The organism is Amycolatopsis sp. NPDC058986 (assembly GCF_042741125.1).
Lineage (GTDB): Bacteria > Actinomycetota > Actinomycetes > Mycobacteriales > Pseudonocardiaceae > Amycolatopsis.
In genome coordinates this window covers 116,170-140,901 of the sequence record NZ_JBHYJW010000013.1, presented here as the reverse complement: position 1 = coordinate 140,901, position 24,732 = coordinate 116,170, and the positions used below count along the sequence as shown (strand labels likewise).

Here is a 24,732-nt window from a genome sequence, read left to right as displayed (position 1 = left end):
CGGCTCCCCACCCCCCCCGCCCCCCCCGCCACTCCCCCGGCGGGCGGCGTGGCGCTCCCCGCGCAAGGCAGCCCGCACCCCAGCCACCGCACCGAAGTCAGGATTGGCGGCGCGCAGAAAGGATGGCCTGTGACGCGTTCTCGTCCGGGTTGAGCAGTAGCTGGGCCTCGACGGTGAATCCGGCATCGCGCAGCCAGGCCGCCACTTGCTCCGGCTGACGGCGGTGGACGTGGACCTTCATCGGGTGACCGCCATAGCCCTCGGTCTTCACCCGCGACCCGGCGCCGACGTGGAACAGGAGCTGCAGCGGTCCGCCCGGCCGCAAGGCCCGGTGGAAGTGCCCGAAAACCGCGGGGATCTCGTCGTCCGGGATGTGGATCAACGACTGCCACGCAAGGAGACCGGCGACCGACCCATCGGCGAGACTGGGATCGGTCATCGAACCCACTTCGAACCGCAGGCCAGGATTTTCGCGCCGGGCGATGTCGATCATCCTGGGCGAAAGATCGACGCCGAACGCGTCGATGCCGAGTTCGTGTAGCTGGGCGGTCACGTGCCCGGGGCCGCAGCCCATGTCCGCCACCGGTCCGCCGCCCGCGGTTCGCACCAGGTCCGCGAACAAGGCCAGCACCGATCGCAGGTACGGGTGCCCGGCCACAGCGCCGCGCACCTGGCCGGCATAGCTCGTCGCGACCGTGTCGTACGAGGTTCGAGTATCGGCCAGCCAGTCGTCCGTCCCCATGCCGGACACGGTAGGCGATACCGAGGCGTTGACGGTCGCGATCCCCCATCACCGCCTTGACCAGTGACGCATCACTGAGGCATGATCATCACCTGTCAAACCGGTGACGCGAGCACGGAACGGGGGAACATATGACCGAGAGCCCCCTCATCGAGGTCGTGGTCTTCGACGTCCTCGGCACGCTGGTCGACGAACCCGGCGGGTTGCGGGCGGCCATCCGCGACGCGGTGCCCGCGGCCGACGACGCGGCCGTCGACGAGCTGTTCACGGCCTGGCAGGAGCACGTCGAGCAGGAGCAGCGACGCATCGCGCAAGGGCACCGCACGTACGCCGGCAGCGAGGTCATCGACAGAGAGGCAGCGGAGCGGGTGGCCGGACGTGCCGGGCTCACCGATCCGGCGGCCATCGCGCGGCTGGCCACCGCGGGGCAGCGCCTGCCACCCTGGCCCGACTCCGCCGCCGGTCTCGAACGGCTGGCGCGGCAATTCCCGGTGCTCGGGCTTTCCAATGCCGGGCGCACCGCTCTGCCGCGGCTGGCCGCCCACGCCGGGCTGCGCTGGCACCAGGCCCTGTCCGGCGAAGCCGCCCTGGCCTACAAGCCGGCGCCGGAGGTCTACCAGCTCGCCCTCGACGCCGCCGGATGCCCGCCGGAACGCGTGCTCATGGTGGCCGCCCACGCCTGGGACCTCCGCGGCGCCCAGGCGACGGGGATGCGGACCGCCTACGTCCAGCGCCCGATCGGGGACGCGCCGTCGAGTTCCGATGTCTTCGACTGGCGGTGCACCGGATTGGACGAACTGGCCACCGCGCTGACGGCTGAACGTGGTGGACCGAGGGCGACGTCGTAGCGGTACGCGTCAGCCCGCCGCCCGCACTGGCTCAGGAACCGGCGAACTTCCTGGCACGCTCGCGGTGCCAGTCCGCGACCGAACGCGCCTGCGCGCCGCTGATGTCCGTCCCCGGCAGCCCGGCCAGCCGCTCGATCTGGCCGGCCCGGCCGAGGTGTTCCCGGACGGCGTGTTCGCGGCAGGCCAGGCAGGTGACCCGCTCCGGGAGCCCGGAGGTCCTCGCACGCGGCACCCGCATCCCGCATCCCGTGGTGACCACGCCGGGGAGTTCGCCGACCAGCCCGAACGTCGACGCGACCATGCCACGAACCGCGGCGTCGCCGTTCAGGTCCTTGCCGACGTGGACGTGAAGATCGACCTCGTCCATGCGCCCCTCCTTCGACCGAACGCTTCACCCCGGACTTCGGCGGGACCCCGCCGTCACCGGGGAACCGCGGCCAGCGCCTCCACCTCCACGAGGAGTTCCGGTTTCGCCAGCGCCGCCACCACGATCATCGAGTGGGTGGGCCAGTCACCGTCGGGAAACCAGCGGCTGAAGACCTCTCTCATCGCCGCGCGGTAGCCCGGCAGATGCTCGGTGCTCGCCACCATGCTGAACACCTTCACCAGCTGCCGCGGCCCGGCGCCCGCCGCCGCCAGCAGACGCTCGATGTTGGCGTACACCGCCTCGGTCTGAGCCGTCACGTCCTCACCTGCGAGACCACCCTCGGGCAGCACACCGATCTGGCCCGCCATCACCACCAGCTCGTGATCGGCGGGCACGTGCGCCAGATGGCTGTAGGCCCCGAGCGGTGCGGCCACGGTATCAGGGTTCCAACGCCGGATCATGGTTCCTCCTCGACTCGTCGAAGGCGACCACAGATCACTAGCACAATTTTCCCGCGGGCATGACGGCTCTCACTCGGTTCGCGCACGGCCACGGCCTCCCCGAGCGAGAACGCCGCCGTGCTCCCGCGCTGGGCCGGGCGACGATCGAACTCACCGGTCCGCGGGGGTGAGCACGGTGCGATCGAAGGGACCGCCGTGCGCGGCGGCGTGGGCGATCGCGTCGTTGACCTCGTCGAGGCCGAACCGTTCGACGCGCTCGGCCCCGAGGTCCAGCGCGCCCGATCCGGCGAGCCGGATCAGGCCGACGTTCGCCGCGCGCGGGTGCAACCACTGCCCGCGCACGGTGATCGAGTTCCGCATGAGCCACGGGTACGGCAGCGCGAGATCGGCGCCGCCGAGCATGCCGACGCCGCCCATGAGCACGACACGGCCGCGTTCGCGCACGGTCATGGCGGCGGTTCTCGTCGCCGTGCCGGGTGCCTGTGGCGGAAGCAGGTCCAGCACGACGTCGATCGGGCCATCGGCCGCGGCGCGCATCGCGGCGCGGTCGGTGTCCTCGTCACCGGTGAGTTCGACCGGACGCACTCGCGCGCCGAAACGATCGGCGAGCAGATCCAGCGCGGCCCGGTTCCGTCCCGGGGTGACGACCCTGCCCGCTCCCATCGCGAGCCCGACCGCCACCGCGCTGCTGCCGAAGTTTCCCGTGGCACCGCTGACAAGAAGCGTCTCGCCGGCTTCGAGACCACCGGCCAGCAGCCCGCCGTAAGGGACGGCGTGCACAGCGAGCGCGGACCAGCGCGCGGGGTCGTCCGCCGCCGACGCGGGCAGCGGGTGCACGTTCTCCGTCGGCATCCGCATGAGCTCGGCGAACGACCCGTCGTGCAGATGCCGGGCGAGCCTCGCGCCGCCTTCGCCACGGGAACTCCAGCCCTGCAACATGATGTCGGGGGTGAGGGCGTCGTCCCGGGAGCGTACTGTCGAGTCGCACCACACGAGGTCGCCGACGCGCGTTTTCGTGGCGTCCGGGCCGACACGGACGATTCTCCCGATGCCGCCGAGCCCGGGCACGACCGGCGGTTCGAGCGGGTAGTTTCTCTTGCCACTGAAGACTTCCTGGGTGTAGGGGAGCACGCACGCCGCGAGCACCTCGACCACCACCTCGCCGCCTCCGGCCTCGACGTCCGGTACCTCCCGCACCGTCAGGGGGACGCCGAACTCCGTCAATACCGCCGCACGCATACCGATGACCTCCTCGTTTCGCCGATCTCGACGCTAGAAGCGCCACGGGCATGCGCCAAGCGAAGATCTCGCATTGCTGGTATGCGTGATAGGCATGGACTTCTCGAGCGTGAGCCTGCGCGTGCTGCGCCAGATCGCCGAGTCGGGCAGCTTCACCGCGGCGGCGGCGCGGCTCGGCTACACGCAGTCGGCGGTTTCCCGCCAGGCCGTGGCCCTCGAACGGAGCGTGGGCGCGACCCTGTTCGAACGACACCCCGGCGGGGTGCGGCTCACTCCAGCGGGGTTGACGCTGCTGCGGCACGCCCGCGCGATCCTCGGCTCCGTGGCCGCGGCCGAGCGCGACCTCACCGGCACTGCGCCACGGAGCGAGCGCGTCCGGCTCGGTGTCCTCCTGAGCGCCGGAGCGGTACTGCTGCCCGCCGCGCTGGCCCGGCTGACCGCGACGAGTCCTCAGGTCCGGGTGACCACGCGCGAGGGCACGACACCCGGCCTGGTCCGGGCGCTTCGGGCGGGCTCGATCGACCTCGCCCTGCTGACCTCCCGCCCGCCCCATCGGCCCCCGGACGGCGAATCGCCGCGCCTGCACGTCGAAACCGTCGAAGACACCGAACTGCTCGTGGCCGCCCCGGCCACCGGCGCGTTCGCCGGTCGCGCATCGGTCCACGTCGACGAACTCCTGGACGTCGACTGGATCGCAACCCCGGCAACAGGTTCCGAACCGATGCTGGGCGCGTGGCCCGGCCTGCCCGGCAGGCCCCGCATCGTCCACAGTGCACGCGACTGGCTGACGAAACTGCATCTCGTCGCGGCCGGCCTCGGCGTCACCACGGTCCCCTCCCGCCTGGCGGCGGTGCTGCCTCCCGGAGTGGCCATGCTGCGGGTCGACGGCGCGCCCCGCGAGATCCGCCGAGTCCTCGTGGCGCGGCTTCCCGGCCCGCCATCACCGGCGATCACCGCCGTCACCTCCGCGATCACGGCACCTCAATGAGCACAGGATTCCCTGGTAAGTCCAGAGTGGACAGTGGAGCACAGGGTGCCGCTGCGCCGGGCCAGTCCCCACACGGCCAAGGCGCACAACGCATAGAGGGCGCCGACACAGCAGGAACCCCACCATCCCCAGGCACCGTACGCCCAGGTGGTCGTGACCGCGCCGAACGCGGAGCCGAGGGAATAGAAGGCCATGTAGGCGCCGATGACACTGCTGGCCCGGTTCGGGTGCGCCGTGGTCAACAGATGCTGGCTGCTGACGTGCACGGCTTGGACCGCGAAGTCGGCAAGGACGATGCCCGCGATGAGGAACCAGAGAGTCGGCCCGCCGGTCTGGGCGATGAGCAGCCAGGACACGGCGAGCAGCACCAGCGACCACCCGCTGATCGGCTGCGCGCGACCGCCGTCGGCCCACTTTCCCGCACGGGCGGCGCCGAGCGCTCCGGCAAGACCCGCCACTCCGAAGAGTCCGATCTCCGTGGTGCCGAAGTTCCACGGATCGGCGCCGAGCGGGAGCGAAAGCCCGCTCCAGAGAGTTCCGAAGGACGCGAAGAGGAAGAAGGCGATCAGGCCCCGGCTCAGGAACAGCCGATCCGTGAGCACGAGACGTCCCATGGACGCCAGAACCCTCCCGTAGCGTTCGCCGGTCGTCCTGGTGTCCGGCTGGAGCCCGGCCCGGACGACGACGGCGAGCACCACGCACAGCACGGCCAGCAGCACGTACACGGCGCGCCAGCCGAGCGTGTCACCCAGTACCCCGGCGAGGACGCGGACACCGAGGATGCCGATGACCACGCCAGAAGTGACCGCGCCGATGTTGCCGCCCCGCTCGGCAGGCGAAGAGACTGCGGCGACGTAGCCGACCGTTATCTGCACCACGACCGCGAACACGCCCGCGACCGCCAGGCCGACCGCCACGAGGACACCGTTCGGCGCGGCCGCCGCGATCGCGGCCCCCACCGCGGTGAGCACCAGATGCCCGGTGATGAGCCGACGACGGTTCAGCATGTCCCCGAGCGGCACCAGCAGGACCAGACCGGCGAAGTAGCCGATCTGCCCGGCGGCGACCAGCAGGCCCAGCAATTCCGGCGCCAGGCCGAGATCCCTGCCCACCGCCTCCAGCACCGGCTGTATCGCGTAGATCGTCGACACCGCCACGGCGCACACCAGCGCCAGGACCAGCCGCCACGATCTCGTGACTCCTGCCACCACGGATCCCCAATCAGTAGCAATATGCAACCATGTCAGCGTAGGCAGCAACGGTTTCAAAATGCAACCGATCAGGAGGTGTGTCCATGACCACAACGCTCGGCGCCGGCCGCGACTGGACCGATCCCACGTGCCCCGTCGCCAGGACGATCGACCTCGTGGGCGACAGATGGAGCCTGCTGATCGTCCGCGACGCCATGGACGGCGCGGCGACGTTCACCGAATTCCAGCGGCGCCTCGGGATCGCCAGGAACATCCTCACCGACCGCCTCCGCAAGCTCGTCGACCACGGGATCCTCGCGACCAGCACCACCCCCGGCGGCAAGCGGCACGCCTACGAGCTCACCGAAGCCGGACAGGATCTCTTCACCGCCATCGTCGCGTTGAGGCAGTGGGGGGAACGCCACGCCTTCGGTGCCGATGAGCCACACTCCGTACTCAAAGGCACGGACGGCAAGCCCGTCGCCGAACTACGCCCCGAAAGCCGTGACGGCAACCCGCTCAGCGCAGCAACCACCCGAGTGTACAAAGTGGACTAGCCGCCGCAGGGTTCGCCGGTCGTCTCGGCCTCATGTCCCGAACGCGTCGTTCAGGACGTTCACCGTCCCCAACGGAGCTTTCGGGACACCGGCGTATGGATTACGCGCAAACCCTTGCGCAGCAAGGAAAATTGCGTGTCGCAGGTTCACCCGATCGATAGCACACATGTTCGATCAGGCGACGTATCGTTGATGTTGTGGCAGTCGACAGCAGCACCTCCGCAACGCCCACCGAGTAGTGGCGCGTCGATGTCGACTGCCTGCTGACACGACTCCTCGAGTCCGAATCCGTGCAGCGGCGGGAAGCCGCCGTGCAGGGCGAGGTGATGGCCGAACTCGAACGACGCGGCATCCGCGATACCACCGGGTACGGGAGTCTGGTGCGACTGTTGCAGGAAACGCTGAACATCCCCTTCACCGAAGCACGAGCACGTGCGACAAGAGCACTAGCGCTGAACAGCACCCACGATCTCACCACCGGCGCGCAGCCACCTGCGGCACCCGCCACCGCGCAGGCCGCATCCGAGGGCGCGATCGGCGCCGCCCAGATCGACGAAATCCTCCGCGTCCTCGACAAACTCCCCAAAACAGCCCCGGTGGATCAGCGGGAGCAGGCCGAGAAGATCCTCGCCGAACTCGCCCGCGCCGCCGGACCCCGAGAGATCCGTGCCGCCGGGCGGCGTTTGTTGAGTCAGCTTGATCCGGACGGTCGGGAGCCGAAAACCCGCGAACCGAAACCCTTCCAGCCCGAGTTCTCGATCACTCCGCACCGTGACGGCGGACATCACATCAAGGCCCGCGTCGATGACGAGACCTCCGCACGCCTGCAAGCCATGCTCGACCCACTCGCGAAACCACGACCCGCCACCGAGGACGAGGGGCGCGATACCCGAACCCAATGGGAACGACGCGGGTGTGCGTTCTCGGAGCTGGTGCGGATGTGGACCGAACACCCCAACCTGCCCACGCAGGCCGGAGAAGCCACGCACATTGTCGTGACCGTCGGACTCAAGGAACTACGGACCGGGATCGGACAGGCCACTCTTGATCTGATCGGCGAGATCACCGCAGCCGAAGCACGACGACTCGCCTGCGACGCCAAAATCATCCCCATGGTCCTGGGCACGCACGGCGAACCCCTCGACGTCGGCCGAGCCCAACGCCTCGCCACCCCCGCCATCCGCCGCGCCCTCATCCGCCGCGACGGCGGCTGCGCCTTCCCCGGCTGCGATGCCCCCGCCTACCGTTGCACACCACACCACGTGACCTACTGGGCACACCACGGCGAGACCAAAGTGGACAATCTCGTCCTCTTATGTTCCGTCCACCACAAGCTCATCCACCACTCCCAATGGGAAGTCCGAATCACCACCGACGGACTACCAGAATTCATCCCACCCGCCTGGCTGGACGCCACCCGCACACCACGACGCAACACCATCCACCTCAGAACCTAAGCCCTTCACAGCACTGTCGTCCACAAAGGACAAACTGAGCCGCGTTCACGGTTGCCAGAGGTCGACGGCGATCTCGCGCGTCTGCTCGCTGAAGACGCCGTCCGGGCCGGCGCGGTGCAGCAGCCGCCGCAGGTCGGCCTCGAACTCGGCGCGGTCGTCGCCGAACAGGTGAGGTGCCGAGCTGGACAACGAGTAGACCGCGGCGACGATGTCATCGATCGCGCGAGTGACCACCCGGCCCGGGATTTCGATCCGTCGCGGTCCGGTGAATCCCACGGCCCGGTAGATCTCGCCCTCCCCCGAAGCCGTCCCCCGCGGCAAGCGGCTCCGGCCCGCACGGCGCACCGGACCAAGATACTCGCGCACCAGCGCGCCGATCGCCGCGTGCGGCGGACGCGGATGCGGCAGTTCGGCGTCGCCGTCCACGCCGCGATGGGTCGTAGCGTGGACGTGCGCGCAAAATCCCCCGTCCGCCAGCATTCCGCGCACCGCACCGGCGACCTTGGACCGGTCCAGCCAATGAAACGACTGAGCGAACGTGACCAGCCTGAAGCCGCCAAGCCCGGCCGGAAGCTCCTCGGCACGCAGCCGCAGCCACCGAACGTTGCGAATCCCGGCCTCGGCGGCGAAACGCTCGGCCTGGTCGAGCATGTCCCCGTCGGCGTCAAGCCCGATCGCCTCCGCGAACACCCCGGCCAGCGGCAGCGTCAACGAACCGGGACCACAGCCGACGTCGAGAAGACGACCGGAACCGTCAAGGCGCAGCTCGCTCACCAGCGCATCGACGAGGGCCCTCGGATAAGCCAGGCGTCCCCGCGCGTAATACGCGGCGCTACCGGAGTAGAGCAACGAATCCCATTGCCACGCATCCTCATGCACACCGCTCAGGCTAGGCCCTGAACAGGTTCTCAGCCGAGGACATCGAACGTCGCTTCGCCTGACTCAGCGTCCGTTCGACCGCAGCACCGAGACGGCACGGACCGTGGCGTGGCCACGCCATTCGAGCGCGGCGGCGGCCGAGTAGCTGGTGAAGTCGACAGCCCAGCCGCCGTCCTGCCGCTGCCCTCGCGCCAAGCGGTCGAGATCGTCCGACACGGCCTGGGCGTCGAGCAGGTCCCGGACGGGCCGGCCGGGCTCGGGCGCGTAGTCGAGAAGATGCAGCGTCTCGCCCTCGGCCCCGCCGACGACGGCGACCGCACCGTCCCGGGGGACGAACTGTCCAAGATGGACGATCAGCCCGCGCGCCTCCTCGTGGGTGTCGGTCGCGATGTCGAGGAATTGGAGCGCGAAGGAAAGCACATACGCGAAGGGGGCTTCGTCGAGCTGGCGGATCGCGTCGAAGCAGTACCGCGTCGCCTTGGCCAGCCACGGATGGTCCTGGATGGTCTTGTCCCACCGCGCCGCCCGATACGCCTGCGCGGTCACCGCGGCCGTGATCTGCAGCGAGGACTCCGCGGGGTCCGCGCCGACCCAGAACGGCGCGCACGCCACGGGATCCGCGATCGGGAGAGCGAAGGGCAGCCCGCCGTCGGACAGTGTCGCGGAGTCCAGCCAGTCGAGGAGGGCGGCGGTGTGTGGCGAGGTCGCAGGGCCGGCGTCGGCCAGGGCTTCGAACGCGTGCAGCGCGCCTCCCGGCTGGCTCTCCGTGGCACGCAGGTCCGGTTCGAGGCCCCAGCCATAGCCGCCGTCGGGGTTGCGGTAGGCGTCAAGCGCGTCGATGACGGCCTGACGAGCCGCGTCGCTGCCGGTCGTGACGGCCTCGAAGCGCCGCCGGTCGAGAACTCGCGCGTGCGAAGCCATGAACGCTCCGGCGCGACCAAGATTGATGCTCATACGAGAACCCTGTCATCCCTCGACGGCGTCAGGATTGAACGAAACGGCCAGCCAGCGCGGCGGGCGTCCGGCCGGCGAGCAGGTTGCTCTCCCGGGTGAAGTGGGCTTGGTCGGCGTAGCCGGCCGTCGCCGCGGCCTCGCTCAACGGCAGGCCCGCGCGCACCAGGTGCAGTGCGTGCTGGAACCGGTGAATCCGCGTGAGTGTCTTGGGACCGTAGCCGAAGAGCCGCTTGCTGAGCCGGCGCAAGGAGCGCTCCGGCAGGTCGTGCAGCTCCGCCATCTCCCGCACGCTCAAGCCTTCGCGCGCCGCGCGGTCGAGCGAGGCGGCCTCGCGGAGGATGGCACGTTCCGGATCCGCTTGCGTCCACAGCGCGATGAGGACCCGTTCGAGCGCATCGGCCACGTCGTCCTCGAACGACCAGGGCCCGGACAGCGAGACCAGTTCCGACAACTCGACGCGCTGGTCGGTCAGTTCGTCCGCCGGCACGCCGAGGAGTGCGTAAGCCACACCCGGTGCGAGCTGCAGGCCCCAGGTCACCTCGTCTGGCCGGGTCTCCATGACCATGGTCCGGGTGTCGGCCCCCGCCACGACGAGACGGTCCTGGAACCACATCAGATCCATCACGCCGTCCGGGACGACGTGCTTTTCCGGGCCGTCGCAGGACACGCGCCACAGCGTCGCGCCTGTCCGGGCGCCCCGTCGTGTCGCGTAGTTCCCCATGGTCCGTCCTTTCAGCCGATCGCGGCCCGGTAGGGACGGAAGAACTCGCGCAGTTCCTCCGCGTAGAGTTCCGGTTCCTCGAACGCCGCGAAATGCCCGCCGCGCGTGGGCTCGGTGGCCCGCACGACGTTCGCCGTGCGCTCGAGCCACGCCCGCGGCGGACGGACGAGATCGCCGCGGAAGATCGAGAAACCGGACGGCACTTCGACCCGGCGCGTGAGTTGCGCGGGCGGGATCGCGGCGTTCGCACGGTACATGCGCATCGACGAGCCGATCGTCTCCGTGAGCCAGTACAGCGTGACGTTCGTGAGGATCTCGTCCTTGGTGAAGCGCCGCTCGACGTCACCGTCGCAGTCGCTCCACGACCGCAGCTTCTCGACGATCCATGCCGCGAGCCCCGCCGGGGAGTCGGCCAGCCCGAACGCGGCGGTCTGGGGTTTCGTGCGATGCATGGCGGCGTACGCGCCCTCGACCGCGCCCCAGCCCGCGACTTCCTCGAACCAGGCGCGTTCCTCCGGCGTGAGTTCCGCCGGATCGCCGGTGAAGACGGGCAAGCCCGCGTCGGTGCGGTGGACGGCCACGACCCGGTCGGCGTGGTCGAGGGCGAGGTAGCGGCTGACATGACTGCCGATGTCCCCACCCGCGGCGCCGAACCGCGGATAGCCGAGGACGTCCATGAGTTCGGCCCACAGCCCGGCAACAGCGATGGAATCGAGGGGGACGGCGGGCCGCTCGGAATACCCGTAACCCGGTATGTCGGGCACGACCACGTCGAACGCGTCGGCGGGGTCGCCGCCGTGCGCGCCGGGGTCGGTGAGGAGCGGGATGACCTTGGTGTAGCGCCAGAACGAGTCCGGCCAGCCGTGGCTGAGGACCAGCGGCAGGACGGGCCCCGCCGGCGCGACCGCCCGGACGTGTACGAAGTGGACACCCAGGCCGCCGAGCGGAACGCGGAAGTGGGGGAACCGGGCAAGCGCCGCCTCCTGCGCCTGCCAGTCGAACTCGTCCGCCCAGTAGGCGACGAGTTCCCGGAGATAGCCGAGATCGGTGCCGAGCGACCACCCGGCGTCCTCCGGCGCGTCCGGCCAGCGCGTAGCCCGGAGCCGCGCGCGCAGGTCCTCCAGCACCGCGGGAGTGGTCCGCGGGACGAACGGCTCGGCACGAGGCGGGGTGTCCGACATGGACACAAGTCTAGGACGACCCGGAAATGTGACGTAGTTCACGTCCGATTTGTCCGATTACCGGGGTCTCCCGCGCCGCCATGATGCGAGGCGACGTGAGGAGATTCGATGACCGACAAGGCGAAGACGCCGGAGTTCCCGATGCCCCGCGCGGCGGAGTGCCCATTCGACCCGGCACCGGAGCTGGCCCGGCAGGCGCCGGTTTCCCGGGTGCGGCTGTGGGACGGCAGCACGCCGTGGCTGATCACCCGCTACGCGGACGTACGCGCGCTGCTCGCCGATCCCCGGGTGAGCGTCGACGTGACGTGGCCCGGTTTCCCGCACACCAACGCCGTCAGCAAGGCCCGCGACGCGCGGATGAAGACGTTGATGCAGCTGGACGCGCCGGAACACACCGCTCAGCGGCGGCTGCTGACCGCGGATTTCACGATCCGCCGGATGACCGCTTTGCGGCCCAGGATCCAGCGGATCGCCGACGAACTCGTCGACGAGTTGCTGACCGGGCCGAAACCGGCGGACCTGGTGGCGGCCTTCGCGCTGCCGCTGCCGTCGCTGGTGATCTGCGAACTGCTCGGCGTGCCCTACGCCGACCGCGACTTCTTCCAGCGGGTGGCTCACACCCTCGTCATGGACGAGCCCGACCCCGAGCAGGCGATGGCCGCCAGCGAAGAACTGAACGCCTACCTCGAGGATCTGGTGGCCGCGAAGGCCGCCAAGCCTGCCGACGACCTGCTCAGCAGGTTGGCCGTCGAGCAGTTCCGGACCGGCGCGATGACCCGGCGCGAGATCGCCGTGCTCGGCCAGCTCCTCATGGTGGCCGGGCACGACACCACCACCGCGATGATCGCGCTGGGCGTCGCCGCGTTGTTCGCTCAGCCGGACCAGCTCCGCGCGGTCCGCGACGGCGACCGCGAGCTGGTGGCCAACGCGGTGGAGGAACTGCTGCGCTACCTGTCCATCACGCACACCGAGGCCCGCCGCGTCGCGCGGGAGGATCTGGAGATCGGCGGCACGCTGATCCGGGCGGGCGAAGGCATCATCGCCGTGAAGAGCACCGCCAACCGGGACCCCGCGGCCTTCCCTGACCCGGGCACGCTCGACGTCCACCGCAGGGCCCGGCACCACGTCGCCTTCGGCTACGGCGCGCACCAGTGTCTCGGCCAGGGCCTCGCCAGGGTCGAGCTGCGGATCGCCTACCACACCCTCTTCCGACGGCTCCCCGCGCTCGCTCCGGCCCTACCGCTGGAACGCTTGGTGTACAAGGAGAACGCGGTCTTCTACGGGGTACGGGAACTGCCCGTCACCTGGTGACCCGACGAGTGATCCGATGACCGGCACACGACTTGAAGCCGGAAAGCCCGCGCTTCCAGGGTGAATTCCTCACCGGTTCCCCAAGAAACCGGATCAGCGTTGACACCGTTCCTGCCCCCTTCTACGTTCATTCCCGGAAGACATCGGATGTCCTGACGCCGAGGCTGCGAAGTCTCGGCGCCCCTCCGCCGGCCGATGTGACCCCTGTCGATCCGCCGTCAGGAAGGACACACCGACGATGACGGACTCCCAGTCCCGGCCCGGCGGATTCACCAGGCGGACGGCCCTGCGCACGCTGGCCGTCTCCGCCCTCGCCGCCCCGCTCGCGCTCAGCCCGCTGTCCCGCGCGGTCGCGGTGCCCGCGGCGGCCCCGTTGTGGCATCCGAACCCGGCGACGGACGGCACGAAGGCCTTCGAAGGCATCGAAGCCGACCGCGGCCACCAGCATCCGGACCGCAGATACGTCTACGTCGAGGGCGATCACTACCGGTTCGACATCTGGGCCGACGACCGCGACACCACCGGGGGCGGCGACCGCCAGCGCACCGAAGTCAAGGGCATGGTGCAGAACGGCTCCGCGCTGAAGATGCGCGACGGCGAGACGTGGACGATCTCCTACGAGATGTACCTGCCGTCCACTGTGCACGGCACCAGCAAGTTCACCCACATCTTCCAGACCAAGACGCCGTCCACCAACGGCGGTCCGTGGGTGACCCTCGACCTCACCCGCGACGGCGGCACCGAAATGCTCCAGGCCCGCGCCTACGCGAATCCCGGTTCCCCGTCCATCGCCTCGACCCGGCTCGCGCCGCTGCGCGACAAGTGGATCACCGTCGAGTGGACGCTGACCCCCGGCGCCAAGGGCGCGGCCGCGTGCGTCATCCGCGACGGCACCGGTCCTGGCGCGCCGGTCGCCGCGCAGGGCAGCCGCACCGGCGTGACCATCCCGGACCAGGGTGACTACGTCCGCCCGAAGTGGGGTATCTACCGCTCGGTCCAGAGCGCGAAGACCGACATCATCGACACTCACTTGCTGTTCCGCAATTTCCAGGCGGGCCGCAAGTAGCCGTGCCCGGATCGTCCACTGTGGATCGACGAGATCCCGGCGCCGCCCGCCCCAGTCTGCCGCCATCGTACGAAAACGGTCCTATCCAAGGAGAAGACATGGCCCGTACTCCCCAACACCGGAGAATCGGCGTACTGGTCGCCGCCGGACTGCTCACCATCGGCGGCGGGCTGGTCGCGTCGTCGGCCAGCGCGGCCACGGGGACGCGGACGCTGACGGCGTCGTCATCGGACGAACTGTCCGCGGCGCTGACACAGGCGCGGCCGGGCGACCGGGTCGAGGTGGCCGCGGGCGCTTACGACAGCGGCCGGGTCCGGGTGGGACGATCGGGCACCGCGAAGGCCCCGATCACGATCGCCGCGGCCGCGCCGGGGCGGACGCGGTTCACCGGGGCGGGCGGGCTGGATCTGACCGGCGCGTCCCACGTCGTGGTGCAGGGTTTCGTGTTCGCCAACGACGCGGGATTGACCGTCCCGGGCGACGCGGCGGGCGACCGGGTGACGCGGAACGTGTTCGAGGGCAACCCGGGCAAGGCCGATCTGACCGTCAAGGCCAACGACACCGAGGTCGACCACAACACGTTCCAGAACCGCACCGAGGAGGGCGTGTTCCTCCAGGTCGTCGGGCCGGGCGAGAAGGACATGGCGCAACGCGTCCACGTGCACCACAACTACTTCTTCAACCACCAGTTCAAGGGCACCAACGGCGGCGAGTCGATCCGCTTCGGCCTGTCCGGCAGGCAGCACGCCGTCGCGAAGGGCCTGATCGAGAACAACCTGTTCGAAAAGGCCGACGGCGATTCCGAGGCGATCTCGGTGAAGTCGAGCAACAACGTGGTGCGATACAACACCATCGTCAACAGCCGCGGCACGCTCTCGATGCGGCACGGATGGGATTCGCGCGTCGAGGGCAACATCCTCATCGGCGGGACCACCGGCATCCGCTTCTTCGGCAACAACCACGTCGTGGTCAACAACATCGTGGAGGACACCGCCGGGACGGCGATGGAGTTCGGCGGCGGTGAGGTCCGCGACGACACCACCAGCGGCACCAACCACGACGCCGCCGACCACTGCCTGGTCGCCTTCAACACGCTGTCCGGCACCGGCGCCCTCATCTCGTACGGAAGCGGCAAACCGTTCCCGCCGTCGGACGACACGCTGGCCGACAACGTCCTGCTCGGCAAGGGCCAGGCCGCGGCCAAGGGCACCGGCACGTCGTCGCACTTCACCGGGAACATCCTGTTCGGCGCCTCCGCCGGCAGCCTGCCCTCCGACGCGTACCGCACGATCGACCCGAAGCTGGCGCGCGACGCGCACGGGCTGCTCCGCCCCGCCGCGACCAGCCCGGTGATCGGCAAGGCGACCGGATCGTTCCCGCAGGTCACCCTCGACATCGACCAGCAGGCCCGGCCGTCGGCGAAGGACGTCGGTGCCGACCAGTACAACACCGCCACCCCGGCCCGGCCGCTGACGAAGACCGACGTCGGTCCTTCCGCTCCGTGACACCGGACTCGTCCGGGTGAAAGCAGTCCGGGGCCGCCCGCGCGGCGGCCCCGGGCCTCGCGGATACTTCTGCACCAAACGAGTGAAAATCCGGCAAATTTTTCACTCGATGGTGTAAATGTCTGGCCGCGGTGCGGTAAGGACGGAGCATGCGACGCCTGGGGAGCAGTCTCGCGCTGTTGATGACACTGCTGCTGGCCGCGGGGATGCTCGCCCCGGCCTCGGCGGCACCGGCCCCTGCCGGACGCCGGTTGCTCGCGGAGGGAATGGGGTCCTATCCCCGGCTCATCCGGCTGGCGCACGGCGGTCCGGCGCGCAACGGCCGGATCATCGCGGCGATGACCAGCGAGGACGGCCGCGGCCGGTTCGCTCCGGTCTTCCAGAGCGTCGACGAGGGCCGCAGCTTCCAGAAGATCGCCGAGATCCGCGATCCCGAGGGTGCCGCCGGGATGTGCTGCGGCACGCTGTACGAGCTCCCGCGACGGGTCGGTGACCTGCGTGAGGGCACCTTGCTCTGGGCGGCGAGCTACGGCCAGAACGCGGGGCCGGGGCGCCGGGTCGGGATCAAGGTCCTGGCCAGCAAGGATGGCGGCCGCTCCTGGCAGTTCCTGTCCGAGGCGGCCCGTTCGCACAACCACGACGGAGTCTGGGAACCCGAACTGACCGTGGACGCGGGCGGCACGCTCTGGCTGCATTTCGCCGACGAGACCGAGGCCCCGCGGTTCGCCCAGGTGCTCAACCGGGTCGCGTCCACCGACGGGGTGCACTGGGGCACCAAGCAACGCACCATGGCGATCCCGCCGGACCGGGTCCGCCCCGGCATGCCGATCGTGCGCGGGCTGCCCGACGGCCGGTTCTACTTCGGCTACGAGATCTGCAACTTCGGCTCCCGCTACTGCGATCCGTACTACAAGATCTCCGCGGACGGTGCGAATTTCGGTGATCCGGGCGCGCCGGGTGCCCAGATCGGCACCACCGGCGGCAACCACTTCCAGCACGCGCAGACGGTGACCCTGTTCCCCGGCGGGCCGAAGGGCACCCGGCTGCTGATGGTCGGTCAGATTTTCGTCGACGGCAAGGGAAACCCGCTGCCCGGTAACGGGAAAACGTTGCTGGCCAACGACAATCTCGGCGAGGGCCCGTGGTACGAGCTGCCCGCGCCGGTCGCGGTCGGCAAGCCGTACAACGACTGGTGCCCGAACTACAGCTCGACCTTGCTGCCGGTGGACGGCGGCGCGAACGTCCTGGAGATCGCCGCCGACTACGACAACGGGATCTGCCGCGCCTACTTCGGCAAGGGACCGGCCACCGCCGCGGGAGGCAGGCATGCGTGAGCCAGTCATCCGCCGCCGGACGATGTTCGCCCTGGCCGGAGCCGCTCTCGTCACGACGTTCGGGGTCGCGGCCCCGGCCGCGGCCGCCCAGGTGGTGACCGTCGACGTCGGTGATCACCCGGGCCCCCTCGGGGTGAACTCGGCCACCGGAATGGTGTACGTCGCCAACTCCGCCGCCGGCACCGTCTCGGTGGTGGACGGCCGGTCCGCCACCGTCACCGCGACCGTCCGGGTCGGCGACGGGCCGGGCGGCGTCGCGGTGAACGAGGCCACGAACCGGGTGTACGTCTCCAGTCCGGCGGCAGGCACGGTCACCGTGCTCGACGGCCGGACGAACAAGGTGCTCGGCGTGGTCGGCGCGGGACCCGGCGCCTCGGCACTGGCCGTGGACGAGGCGGCGGACAAGATCTACGCGGCCAGTGCGACATCCGGTTCGGTGAGTGTCATCGACGGCATCAGCAGCACCCTGATCGGCACCGTGCCCGGACCGGGCCGGGGCTTCTCCGGGGTGAGCGTGGACGCCGGACGGCACCTGGCGTACCTGTCCAGCCTGTACACCGACACCGTCGAGATCCTGGACACCGCGAGCACCACGTTCACGGGGAACGTCAAGGTCGGCAAGGGCCCGGCCGGGCTCGCCGCGCATCCCGCGTCCGACCGCATCTACGTGAGCAACTCCGGGATCCACCACCTTTCGATCGTGGACGGCGCGAGCCGGACCGAACTGCCGCACGTGCTGTTGCGCAGCGAAGCGTCCTCGGTCGCGGTGCGCCAGGCGACGAACACGGTGTACACGAACGGCGGCCCGAACGGGATCGTGAAGATCGACGGCGTGCTGAGCAAGCTCACCGGGGAACTGTCGCTCGGCATCAATCCCGGCGACGTCGCTGTCGACCAGCGCACCGGCACGGTCTACGTCACCGACCCGCTGCACGACCTCGTCTCGGTGATCACCGGCTTCTGACCCACGCGGCTCCCGCGAGCAGCGTCCACAGTGGACGCGGCGGGGAGGTCGCCGGGGGCACTGTTGCGCATCGGAGCGGTACCGGCTATCCTGAACTCGCTTCTCATGGATGTCGGCCGTCGGCCGCCCAGGGAGCGTCCCTTCACCGGAATCCTCTCAGGACCGGTTCTCGATCGCGGCTCTCTGTTGTTCACCGCCGCCTCATCTCTGTTTGGGAGATCCCTATGTCTTTTCACGGAATCCTTGATGTACAAGGAAAATCCTGGTTCGTCCGGGCCGGCTACGCCGCCGCCCCCGACGACGTCCCCCTGCCCGCGTCCGTGGTGCGCCGATACGGGTTGCGCCGCGGCGACGAAATCGCCGGCACCGCCGACGGGATCACCGCCGTCAACGGCGCCGATCCGCTGCCGGAGCGTCCGGCGTTCGACGAACTCGTCCCCGTCCATCCACACGAACGGATCCTGCTCGAAACCGGCCCTCGACCGCTCACCACGCGGCTGATCGACCTCGTCGCCCCGATCGGCAAGGGCCAGCGCGCACTCGTGGTTTCCCCGCCCAAGGCGGGAAAAACCACGATACTGCGGGACATCGCGGACGCGGCCGCGAAGAACGCCCCCGAATGTCACCTGATGGCCGTCCTCGCCGACGAACGGCCGGAGGAGGTCACCGAAATGCGCCGCTCGATCCGCGGCGAGGTCGTCGCGTCCACTTTCGACAATCCGCCCGCCCACCACACCGCGGTCACCGAACTCGCCGTCGAACGCGCCAAAAGGCTTGTCGAGCAAGGAAAGGACGTGGTCCTGCTACTCGATTCGCTCACCCGGCTCGGCCGGGCGTACAACCTCGCGGGCCGCGCGTCCGGCCGCATCCTCTCCGGCGGTATCGATGCCTCCGCGCTACATCCGCTCAAGCGGATCCTCGGTGCCGCCCGTACCGTCGAGGACGGCGGTTCGCTCACCATCATCGCCACCGCCATGGTCGAAACCGGCTCACTCGCCGACACGGTGTTCTTCGAGGAGCTCAAGAGCACCGGCAACGCCGAACTCCGGCTGGACCGCAAACTCGCCGAACGCCGGGTGTTCCCCGCCGTGGACCTCGCCGCTTCGAGCACTCGCCGCGAGGAACTGCTGATACCGGCGGACGAGCTCGCCGTCCTCCACGGTGTGCGCCGCGCCTTGTTCGGCCGCGAAGGCCAGCACGCCACCGAACTGCTGCTCGAGCAACTCCGCAAGACCGGCTCGAACGCCGAATTCCTGCACCGCGTGTCCGCTACCGCTGCCTCCCCGCTGACACGGGCGGCGTGAACCGCCAGGGTTTACCACGTCACCGGCATTGTGCGCGGCCCCCGCACGACAAGCTGCGTCTTCCACTCGACCTCGCCCGCAAGCCGTAGCCGCGGCATCTTCGTCACCAGCGCGCCCAACGCCTCCTGCAGCTCCACCCGGGCCAGCTGGGCGCCCAGGCAGTGGTGCAGGCCGTGGCCGAGCCCGAGGTGCCGGTTGGGCTCCCGATCGAAACGCACCACCTCCGGTTCGTCGAACTGGAGCGCGTCCCGGTTGGCCGAGGCCACCGAGGCCAGTACCGGCTCGCCCGCACGGACGAGCACCCCGCCGACTTCGACGTCCTCGGTGGCGTAGCGGGGAAAGATCGCGGCGACCCCCAGTGGGACGTACCGCAGCAGTTCCTCCACCGCGGCCGGGATCCGCGCGGGATCGGCGCACAGCTCGGCGAACTCGCCGGGACGTTCCAGGAGCGCGTAGGCGAAGTTGGCGATCTGGGTCGCGGTGGTCTCGTGGCCCGCGACGAGGATGGCGACCGAGACGTCGATCAGTTCCGGCTCGGAAAGCCGATCGCGCAGGTCCCGCGCCTCGATCAGCGCCGTCATCAGGTCGTCCGCGGGTTCGGCGCGGTGCCGGGCGACGCACGCGGCGATGTACGCGCGCAGTTCCTCGTTGTTGGCCTGGAACTCTTCGGGGGTCAGCGCGCTCGTGGACAGCCCGTTGTCGCTCAGCTCCCGGAACCGCGCGCGATCGCGCTCCGGGACACCGAGAAGTTCGCAGATCACCACGACGGGCAGGGGTAGCGCGAAGTTCTCCACCAGGTCGGCCGGGGCACCGCCGGCGATCATCTCGTCGAGCAACGCGCCCGCGAGCGTCCGCACCCTCGGCCGCAGCTGCTCGATCCTGCGCGCGGTGAAGGCCTTGGCCACCAGCGTGCGCAGCCTGGTGTGGTCGGGCGGGTCCACGTCGAGGAAGCCGGTCACCACCCGGCCGGGCGTCGTCCTCGGCTCGTCCCGCTCGATCGCGGCCGCCCTGCTGAATCTCCGGTCGCCGAGCACGAACCGGACGTCGGCGTAGCGGGTGGCCAGCCACGCGGGTTCGCCGTAGGGCAGCCGTACTCGCACCAGCCCCTCGCGCGACCGCGCTTCGGCGTAGGCGGGAGCCATGCTCAGGCCTTGCGGCTTGTTGAACGGGTAACCGACGGGCTCGGTGCTGGTCATGGTCGAGGATTCCCTTGATCGACGGGGAATTGCGCGAGCGACCATTCGAACGTAGGGAGGTTCGCCACCGGGCGTCAACGGGCCGGATGGACGCAAACGCGTACCGGCGAACGGGCTGCCCGAAAGACTCCCTTCCCAGGATCGATGTCCACAAAGGACGGCTACCGAGGGCTGCCGAGACCGTCGAGGATCACGGACAGCTTCGCCAGCAGCAGCTCGCCCAATGGCGCGGGCGTGTCCTGCCGGAGCCAGCGCCCCAGTGTGCACAGATAGCTGTCGAAGATGACCTCGGCGGCCAGTTCCGGATCCACCGCGGGGTCGAATTCGCCGTGTTCCTGACCGAGCCGGATGCTTTCGGCGAACGCGTCCGGCGGGGGTTCGCCGACCATCATGTCCATGCTGATGGAGAGCGTGGCGGCGAGGGTGTCACGGAGATGCCGGTCGTCCTCGTTGAACTTGGCCAGCGCACGCAGATGAGCGGCGAGCTGCTCGGCGGCGGGTGCCCGCCGGAAGGCGGTCTCGGTCAGCAGCTCGCGCAGGCGTTCGCGGCGGTGCTCGACCCACGCCTTGATGAAGTCTTCCTTGCGGGGGAAGTAGTTGAACGCGGTCTGGCGCGCGACGTCGGCGCGCTGGGCGATCTCGTCGTAGGTCGTGGCGTCGAAACCCCGGGCGGCGAACAACTCCAGCGCGGCCGTGTACAGCCGCTGCCGGGTCTGCTGTTTGCGGCGTTCGAGCCTGCTCCCCGTGGGCGCCCGGCCGCCGGGCGTGGATGTCGCACTCACCCGCCGAACCCTACCTCCCGCGTCCTTCGTCACCTTCGGTTGTGTACTTGAGTCTATGTTTGTACTCTAGTACACGACAGTGAGAGGCAAGGAGAACCACATGTCCGTTCCGTATCGCACCGGTCTGCACGAGGTCGCACCCGCGACGTACGCCTACCTGCAGCCCAACGGCTCCTGGGGCTGGAGCAACGCCGGGCTGGTCGTCGACGGCGACGAAGCCCTGCTCGTCGACACGTTGTTCACCGTCGCGCTCACCCGGCGGATGCTCGACGCCATCGGGCAAGCACTCCCCGCGGCGAAGATCCGCACCCTGGTCAACACCCACGGCGACGGCGACCACTGGTGGGGCAACCAGCTCCTGCCCGAGGCGCGGATCATCGCCTCCACCGCGGCCGCCGCGGAGATGCGGCACGCGGGCCCGGAGCCGATGCTGCAAGCCCTCGCCGCGGGTAAGTCGGACCCCGGCATGCGGGGGCTCGCGGACCTGTTCGCCCCGTTCGACTTCACCGACGTCACCCCGGCCTACCCCGGCGAAACCTTCGACGGGGAACTCGAGGTGAAGGTGGGCACGCGCGCCGTGCGCCTGATCGAGGTCGGCCCCGCGCACACCGAAGGCGACGTCCTCGTCCACGTCCCCGACCAGCGGGTCCTGTTCACCGGGGACATCCTGTTCATCGGCGGCCATCCCGTCGTCCACAGTGGACCCGTCAGCGGCTGGATCCGGGCCTGCGACCTGATTCTCGGCCTGGACGCCGACACCATCGTCCCCGGCCACGGCCCGGTGATCGGCAAGCCCGAGGTCACCCGGTTCCGCGAGTACCTGCACCGTCTGCGGGACCACGCCGTCGCCGCACACCAGCGGGGCCGGACCGCACTGGAAGCCGCGCGGGAATTCGACCACCGCGGGTTCGAGGATCTCGACGACCCCGGCAGGCTCGTGCTGAACGTCGGCGCGGTCTACCGCGAGCTCAACGGGGACGGCACCCCCGCAGAGCTGGACCTGATGCCCCAGATGCTCGACGTGACAACGGAAGCACGGTGACGACCATGTCCACTTCGGACACCGAGCCCCGCATCGCCCCCGCACCGCCCGAGGAAATCCGTCCGCTGCTGGGCGGTCTCCTCGGCGGGCTGGACGCCACGGAGGCCCCGGCGGCAGCACACCACATCACGGCGAACCCCGTGCTCAACGTCCTCGCCACCGTCGGCAACCATCCCGGCCTGCTGACCGGGCTGGCCCCGCTGCTCGGGGCGATCAGCACCGGGCTGCTCCCGGCACGCGATCGCGAACTGGTCATCCTGCGGGTCGCCTGGCACACCCGGGCGCGCTACGAATGGGCGCACCACGTGGTGATCGCCGGCGGCACCGGGCTGACCGAGCAGGAGATCGCCAGGATCCCCCATGGCCAAGGGGAACCCGGCTGGAGCGATCTCGACGCGGCCTTGCTCCGCGCCGTGGACGAGCTGCACGGTCCGCGGGCCGCGGTGTCGGACCGGACCTGGCAGCAGCTCGCCGCCCACTACGACCACCGGCAGCTGCTGGAACTGCTGGCGTTGACCGGCACCTACACGCTGGTGGCCTACGTCCTCAACTCCTGCCGGGTCCCGATCGACGACTGGCTCGGCGATCCGGCTCCCCTGCCCGAGGTTCACGCCCGTCGCCCGCCGTCCACCGACAGCGCGATCCCGGTGACGTAGGACGCGGCGTCCGAGCAGAGCCACACCGCAGCTGCCGCGGCCTCTTCCGGCGTGGCCATCCGGCCGAGCGGCGTGATCGCCTCCTGCATCGCGATCATGTCGGTGCCGGCCGCCACCTTCTCGAACCCCGGCGTGCGGGTCGGGCCGGGACAGACGGCGTTGACCCGGATCCCGTGCGGCGCGTAGTCGACGGCGGCGGCCTTGGTGAGCCCGACGATGCCGTGTTTGGCGGCCACATAAGCGGGAGCGCGCGGGATCGCGTACAGGCCGCCGTTGGATGCGACGTTGACGATGGCACCGCCGCCTTTGAGCAGCGGCAGCTCGTACTTCATGCACAGGTAGGTCCCTGCCAGGTTGACGTGGACCACGCGCTCGAACTCGTCCAGTGTCATCTCGTCGAGCTGCCGGTGGTGCGCGGCCATACCGGCGTTGTTCACGGCGAAATCGAGGCCGCCGAAGGCTTCGACCGTGCGCTCGACGGCCGACCGCACGGAGTGTTCGTCGGCGATGTCGACGGCGATCGCCAGCGCTTCGCCGCCGTCCTTCTCGATCATCTCGACGGTCTCGGCCGCCGTGCTCTCGTCGATGTCGAGCACGGCGACCGCGGTTCCCTGCCGGGCGAACTCGACCGCCGCCGCGCGGCCGATCCCGCTGCCCGCGCCGGTGACCAGTCCCGCCTTCCGGGCGCTCATGCCAGCGGCTCGTGGTTCGCCCAGGCGACCTTGTACGGGTGCCGCGACTGCCAGCGGTCGATGACCTCGTGCACGCCGGGCGCGGCGAACGCCTTCGCCAGCGTGCCGGTGTCGGCCACGGCGACCTGGACGATCGCGGTCGCGATCAGCGCGGGGATGGCCTCCTCGCCGGGGATGGGAAGGTGCCGCCTGGTCACGACGGACTGTGTGAAGCCGGTGTCGAGCATCACGCGTTCGATGTCCGCGAGATATTGGTCAAGTTCGCAGTCCGGCAGCGGCTGATCGAAGGAGACGATCATCGTGTGGTTGATCATGCCTCAATTTTTGCCGTGGTACGCCGTCGGCGTCCAAGACCGATTCGCTCTTCGGCGATAACCTTGAGGCATGATTGATCTGGAGACCCGCGAGCTGGAGTACTTCCTCGCGGTCGCCGACGAGCTGCACTTCGGCCGGGCCGCCGTCCGGCTCTCGATCGCCCAGCCGGCGCTGTCGAAGGCGATCCGGCGGATCGAGACCCGGCTCGGCGTCCCGCTGTTCCTCCGCTCCAGCCGCCACGTCGAGCTCACTCCGGCCGGGAAGGCATTACAGGAACACGGTCGGCACGCGCTGAACGCCGTCAGCGCCGCCGTCCGGAGCGCACGGCACGCCGGAGACCGCCAAGCCCGGCTGCGGCTGGTGCTCAAGCCGGGCGGCGACGCCGGGCTGTTGTCCCCGATCCTGGCCGAGTACGCCCACCAGCCCGACGCGCGCCGGGTGGACATCCTGTTCAGCGGCCCCGCCGACCGCGCCGGCTTCCTGCTCGACGGCCGGGCCGACGTCGGCCTGCTGTACGCCCCGTTCGACCCGCTCGACGGCCTCGCCCACGAGACACTGCTCACCGAAAGCCGCGTGGCCATCGTCCCCTCCGGCCACCGTCTCGCCGGGCGCACCTCGGTTCGTATGTCCGATTTGGACGGTGAGACGCTGCCACGCTGGAAAGATGTTCCCGGCGGGGACGGCACCGGTCCCGAAGTCGTCGACGTGGTCCAGTTGCTCCAGATGATCTCGGTGGGCCGGATGATCGGGGTACTGCCTCGTTCGCTCGTCGAGCCGCCGCCCGCCGGCCTGGTGTGCGTCCCGGTCACCGACGCGCCGCTCAGCCGCCTCGTGCTCGCCTGGAACGAGCACGATCGGCGGCCGCTGGTCGCGGCGTTCGTGGCCGCCGCGCTGGAACATCGCGACAGCACCGCAGCAGGCTGGGGACCTTCGGAGCGCTGAGCCCAGCGTCACCTCTGCGTCCACAGAGGACTAAAGTGC

General features: G+C 69.9%; 26 protein-coding genes. 13 read left to right on the top strand and 13 right to left on the bottom strand.

The window, feature by feature from the left end; translation table 11 throughout:
* Positions 1-97: 97 nt before the first annotated feature.
* The gene (locus ACFW0G_RS14700; protein WP_378325687.1) at positions 98-742 is read right to left on the bottom strand and encodes a class I SAM-dependent DNA methyltransferase; all 645 of its coding nucleotides are present in this window, start codon (positions 740-742) and stop codon (positions 98-100) included.
* 131 nt (positions 743-873) lie between these two features.
* On the opposite strand from ACFW0G_RS14700, the gene ACFW0G_RS14695 reads away from it, so the two are divergent.
* Positions 874-1,590, top strand: coding sequence for a haloacid dehalogenase type II (locus tag ACFW0G_RS14695; protein WP_378325686.1), 717 nt, complete (start codon positions 874-876; stop codon positions 1,588-1,590).
* Positions 1,591-1,621: 31 nt separating this feature from the next.
* Here the strand turns inward: ACFW0G_RS14695 and ACFW0G_RS14690 are convergent, their stop codons facing one another.
* From ACFW0G_RS14690 to ACFW0G_RS14680, 3 genes are all read right to left on the bottom strand, one after another.
* Positions 1,622-1,957: a hypothetical protein gene (locus tag ACFW0G_RS14690; protein ID WP_378325685.1), complete on the bottom strand. Its 336-nt coding sequence runs from the start codon at positions 1,955-1,957 to the stop codon at positions 1,622-1,624.
* A 53-nt stretch (positions 1,958-2,010) separates the two neighbouring features.
* Positions 2,011-2,418, bottom strand: coding sequence for a RidA family protein (locus ACFW0G_RS14685; protein WP_378325684.1), 408 nt, complete (start codon positions 2,416-2,418; stop codon positions 2,011-2,013).
* 150 nt (positions 2,419-2,568) lie between these two features.
* Positions 2,569-3,657 carry an alcohol dehydrogenase catalytic domain-containing protein gene (locus tag ACFW0G_RS14680; protein WP_378325682.1) on the bottom strand — a complete coding sequence of 363 codons (1,089 nt, stop codon included), beginning with the start codon at positions 3,655-3,657 and terminating at the stop codon, positions 2,569-2,571.
* Positions 3,658-3,751: 94 nt separating this feature from the next.
* Between ACFW0G_RS14680 and ACFW0G_RS14675 the strand changes: the two genes are divergently transcribed.
* Positions 3,752-4,645 (top strand): LysR family transcriptional regulator, encoded by an 894-nt coding sequence (locus ACFW0G_RS14675; RefSeq protein ID WP_378325681.1) that lies wholly within the window; start codon positions 3,752-3,754, stop codon positions 4,643-4,645.
* On the opposite strand, the gene ACFW0G_RS14670 is transcribed toward ACFW0G_RS14675, so the two are convergent.
* Positions 4,639-5,853: an MFS transporter gene (locus tag ACFW0G_RS14670; protein WP_378325680.1), complete on the bottom strand. Its 1,215-nt coding sequence runs from the start codon at positions 5,851-5,853 to the stop codon at positions 4,639-4,641. The two genes, ACFW0G_RS14675 and ACFW0G_RS14670, sit on opposite strands and share 7 nt — an antisense overlap.
* Before the next feature lie 86 nt (positions 5,854-5,939).
* Between ACFW0G_RS14670 and ACFW0G_RS14665 the strand changes: the two genes are divergently transcribed.
* The gene (locus ACFW0G_RS14665; protein WP_378325678.1) at positions 5,940-6,392 is read left to right on the top strand and encodes a winged helix-turn-helix transcriptional regulator; all 453 of its coding nucleotides are present in this window, start codon (positions 5,940-5,942) and stop codon (positions 6,390-6,392) included.
* Between the two features lie 260 nt (positions 6,393-6,652).
* Entirely contained in the window at positions 6,653-7,849 is a 1,197-nt protein-coding gene (locus ACFW0G_RS14660; protein ID WP_378325730.1) for a DUF222 domain-containing protein, read from the top strand.
* Positions 7,850-7,894: 45 nt separating this feature from the next.
* Here ACFW0G_RS14660 and ACFW0G_RS14655 read toward each other — a convergent pair whose 3' ends face one another.
* From ACFW0G_RS14655 to ACFW0G_RS14640, 4 genes are all read right to left on the bottom strand, one after another.
* Positions 7,895-8,728: a class I SAM-dependent methyltransferase gene (locus ACFW0G_RS14655; protein WP_378325677.1), complete on the bottom strand. Its 834-nt coding sequence runs from the start codon at positions 8,726-8,728 to the stop codon at positions 7,895-7,897.
* 63 nt (positions 8,729-8,791) lie between these two features.
* Positions 8,792-9,682 (bottom strand): hypothetical protein, encoded by an 891-nt coding sequence (locus ACFW0G_RS14650; protein WP_378325676.1) that lies wholly within the window; start codon positions 9,680-9,682, stop codon positions 8,792-8,794.
* Between the two features lie 28 nt (positions 9,683-9,710).
* Entirely contained in the window at positions 9,711-10,403 is a 693-nt protein-coding gene (locus ACFW0G_RS14645) for a helix-turn-helix domain-containing protein (RefSeq protein WP_378325675.1), read from the bottom strand.
* A gap of 11 nt (positions 10,404-10,414) precedes the next feature.
* Positions 10,415-11,584, bottom strand: coding sequence for an epoxide hydrolase family protein (locus ACFW0G_RS14640; RefSeq protein WP_378325673.1), 1,170 nt, complete (start codon positions 11,582-11,584; stop codon positions 10,415-10,417).
* Between the two features lie 108 nt (positions 11,585-11,692).
* Between ACFW0G_RS14640 and ACFW0G_RS14635 the strand changes: the two genes are divergently transcribed.
* The 6 genes from ACFW0G_RS14635 to rho all read left to right on the top strand — a co-directional run bounded on the left by ACFW0G_RS14635 (position 11,693) and on the right by rho (position 19,068).
* Positions 11,693-12,895: a cytochrome P450 gene (locus ACFW0G_RS14635; protein WP_378325671.1), complete on the top strand. Its 1,203-nt coding sequence runs from the start codon at positions 11,693-11,695 to the stop codon at positions 12,893-12,895.
* A gap of 238 nt (positions 12,896-13,133) precedes the next feature.
* Entirely contained in the window at positions 13,134-13,961 is an 828-nt protein-coding gene (locus ACFW0G_RS14630) for a hypothetical protein (RefSeq protein ID WP_378325670.1), read from the top strand.
* A 98-nt stretch (positions 13,962-14,059) separates the two neighbouring features.
* On the top strand, positions 14,060-15,466 hold the full coding sequence (locus ACFW0G_RS14625; RefSeq protein WP_378325669.1) for a polysaccharide lyase 6 family protein: 1,407 nt from the start codon (positions 14,060-14,062) through the stop codon (positions 15,464-15,466).
* A gap of 149 nt (positions 15,467-15,615) precedes the next feature.
* Entirely contained in the window at positions 15,616-16,800 is a 1,185-nt protein-coding gene (locus ACFW0G_RS14620; RefSeq protein ID WP_378325668.1) for a sialidase family protein, read from the top strand.
* Positions 16,793-17,764 carry a YncE family protein gene (locus ACFW0G_RS14615; RefSeq protein ID WP_378325666.1) on the top strand — a complete coding sequence of 324 codons (972 nt, stop codon included), beginning with the start codon at positions 16,793-16,795 and terminating at the stop codon, positions 17,762-17,764. Before ACFW0G_RS14620 ends, ACFW0G_RS14615 begins: the two co-directional genes overlap by 8 nt.
* A gap of 224 nt (positions 17,765-17,988) precedes the next feature.
* Positions 17,989-19,068, top strand: coding sequence for a transcription termination factor Rho (rho, locus tag ACFW0G_RS14610; RefSeq protein ID WP_378325664.1), 1,080 nt, complete (start codon positions 17,989-17,991; stop codon positions 19,066-19,068).
* Between the two features lie 11 nt (positions 19,069-19,079).
* Here rho and ACFW0G_RS14605 read toward each other — a convergent pair whose 3' ends face one another.
* Together ACFW0G_RS14605 and ACFW0G_RS14600 are read right to left on the bottom strand one after the other, a co-directional pair.
* Positions 19,080-20,264, bottom strand: coding sequence for a cytochrome P450 (locus ACFW0G_RS14605; RefSeq protein WP_378325662.1), 1,185 nt, complete (start codon positions 20,262-20,264; stop codon positions 19,080-19,082).
* 161 nt (positions 20,265-20,425) lie between these two features.
* Positions 20,426-21,046 carry a TetR/AcrR family transcriptional regulator gene (locus ACFW0G_RS14600; RefSeq protein ID WP_378325660.1) on the bottom strand — a complete coding sequence of 207 codons (621 nt, stop codon included), beginning with the start codon at positions 21,044-21,046 and terminating at the stop codon, positions 20,426-20,428.
* Between the two features lie 100 nt (positions 21,047-21,146).
* Between ACFW0G_RS14600 and ACFW0G_RS14595 the strand changes: the two genes are divergently transcribed.
* Both ACFW0G_RS14595 and ACFW0G_RS14590 read left to right on the top strand, forming a co-directional pair.
* Complete coding sequence (locus tag ACFW0G_RS14595; RefSeq protein WP_378325659.1) at positions 21,147-22,088, top strand: MBL fold metallo-hydrolase; 942 nt, start codon at positions 21,147-21,149, stop codon at positions 22,086-22,088.
* A gap of 5 nt (positions 22,089-22,093) precedes the next feature.
* Positions 22,094-22,744, top strand: a complete 651-nt coding sequence (locus ACFW0G_RS14590; RefSeq protein ID WP_378325657.1) for a carboxymuconolactone decarboxylase family protein — start codon at positions 22,094-22,096, stop codon at positions 22,742-22,744.
* On the opposite strand, the gene ACFW0G_RS14585 is transcribed toward ACFW0G_RS14590, so the two are convergent.
* Both ACFW0G_RS14585 and ACFW0G_RS14580 read right to left on the bottom strand, forming a co-directional pair.
* Positions 22,696-23,436: an SDR family NAD(P)-dependent oxidoreductase gene (locus ACFW0G_RS14585; protein WP_378325656.1), complete on the bottom strand. Its 741-nt coding sequence runs from the start codon at positions 23,434-23,436 to the stop codon at positions 22,696-22,698. The two genes, ACFW0G_RS14590 and ACFW0G_RS14585, sit on opposite strands and share 49 nt — an antisense overlap.
* On the bottom strand, positions 23,433-23,750 hold the full coding sequence (locus ACFW0G_RS14580; protein ID WP_378325654.1) for a hypothetical protein: 318 nt from the start codon (positions 23,748-23,750) through the stop codon (positions 23,433-23,435). Before ACFW0G_RS14580 ends, ACFW0G_RS14585 begins: the two co-directional genes overlap by 4 nt.
* 70 nt (positions 23,751-23,820) lie before the next feature.
* Between ACFW0G_RS14580 and ACFW0G_RS14575 the strand changes: the two genes are divergently transcribed.
* Positions 23,821-24,693 (top strand): LysR family transcriptional regulator, encoded by an 873-nt coding sequence (locus ACFW0G_RS14575; protein WP_378325653.1) that lies wholly within the window; start codon positions 23,821-23,823, stop codon positions 24,691-24,693.
* Positions 24,694-24,732: the final 39 nt, after the last annotated feature.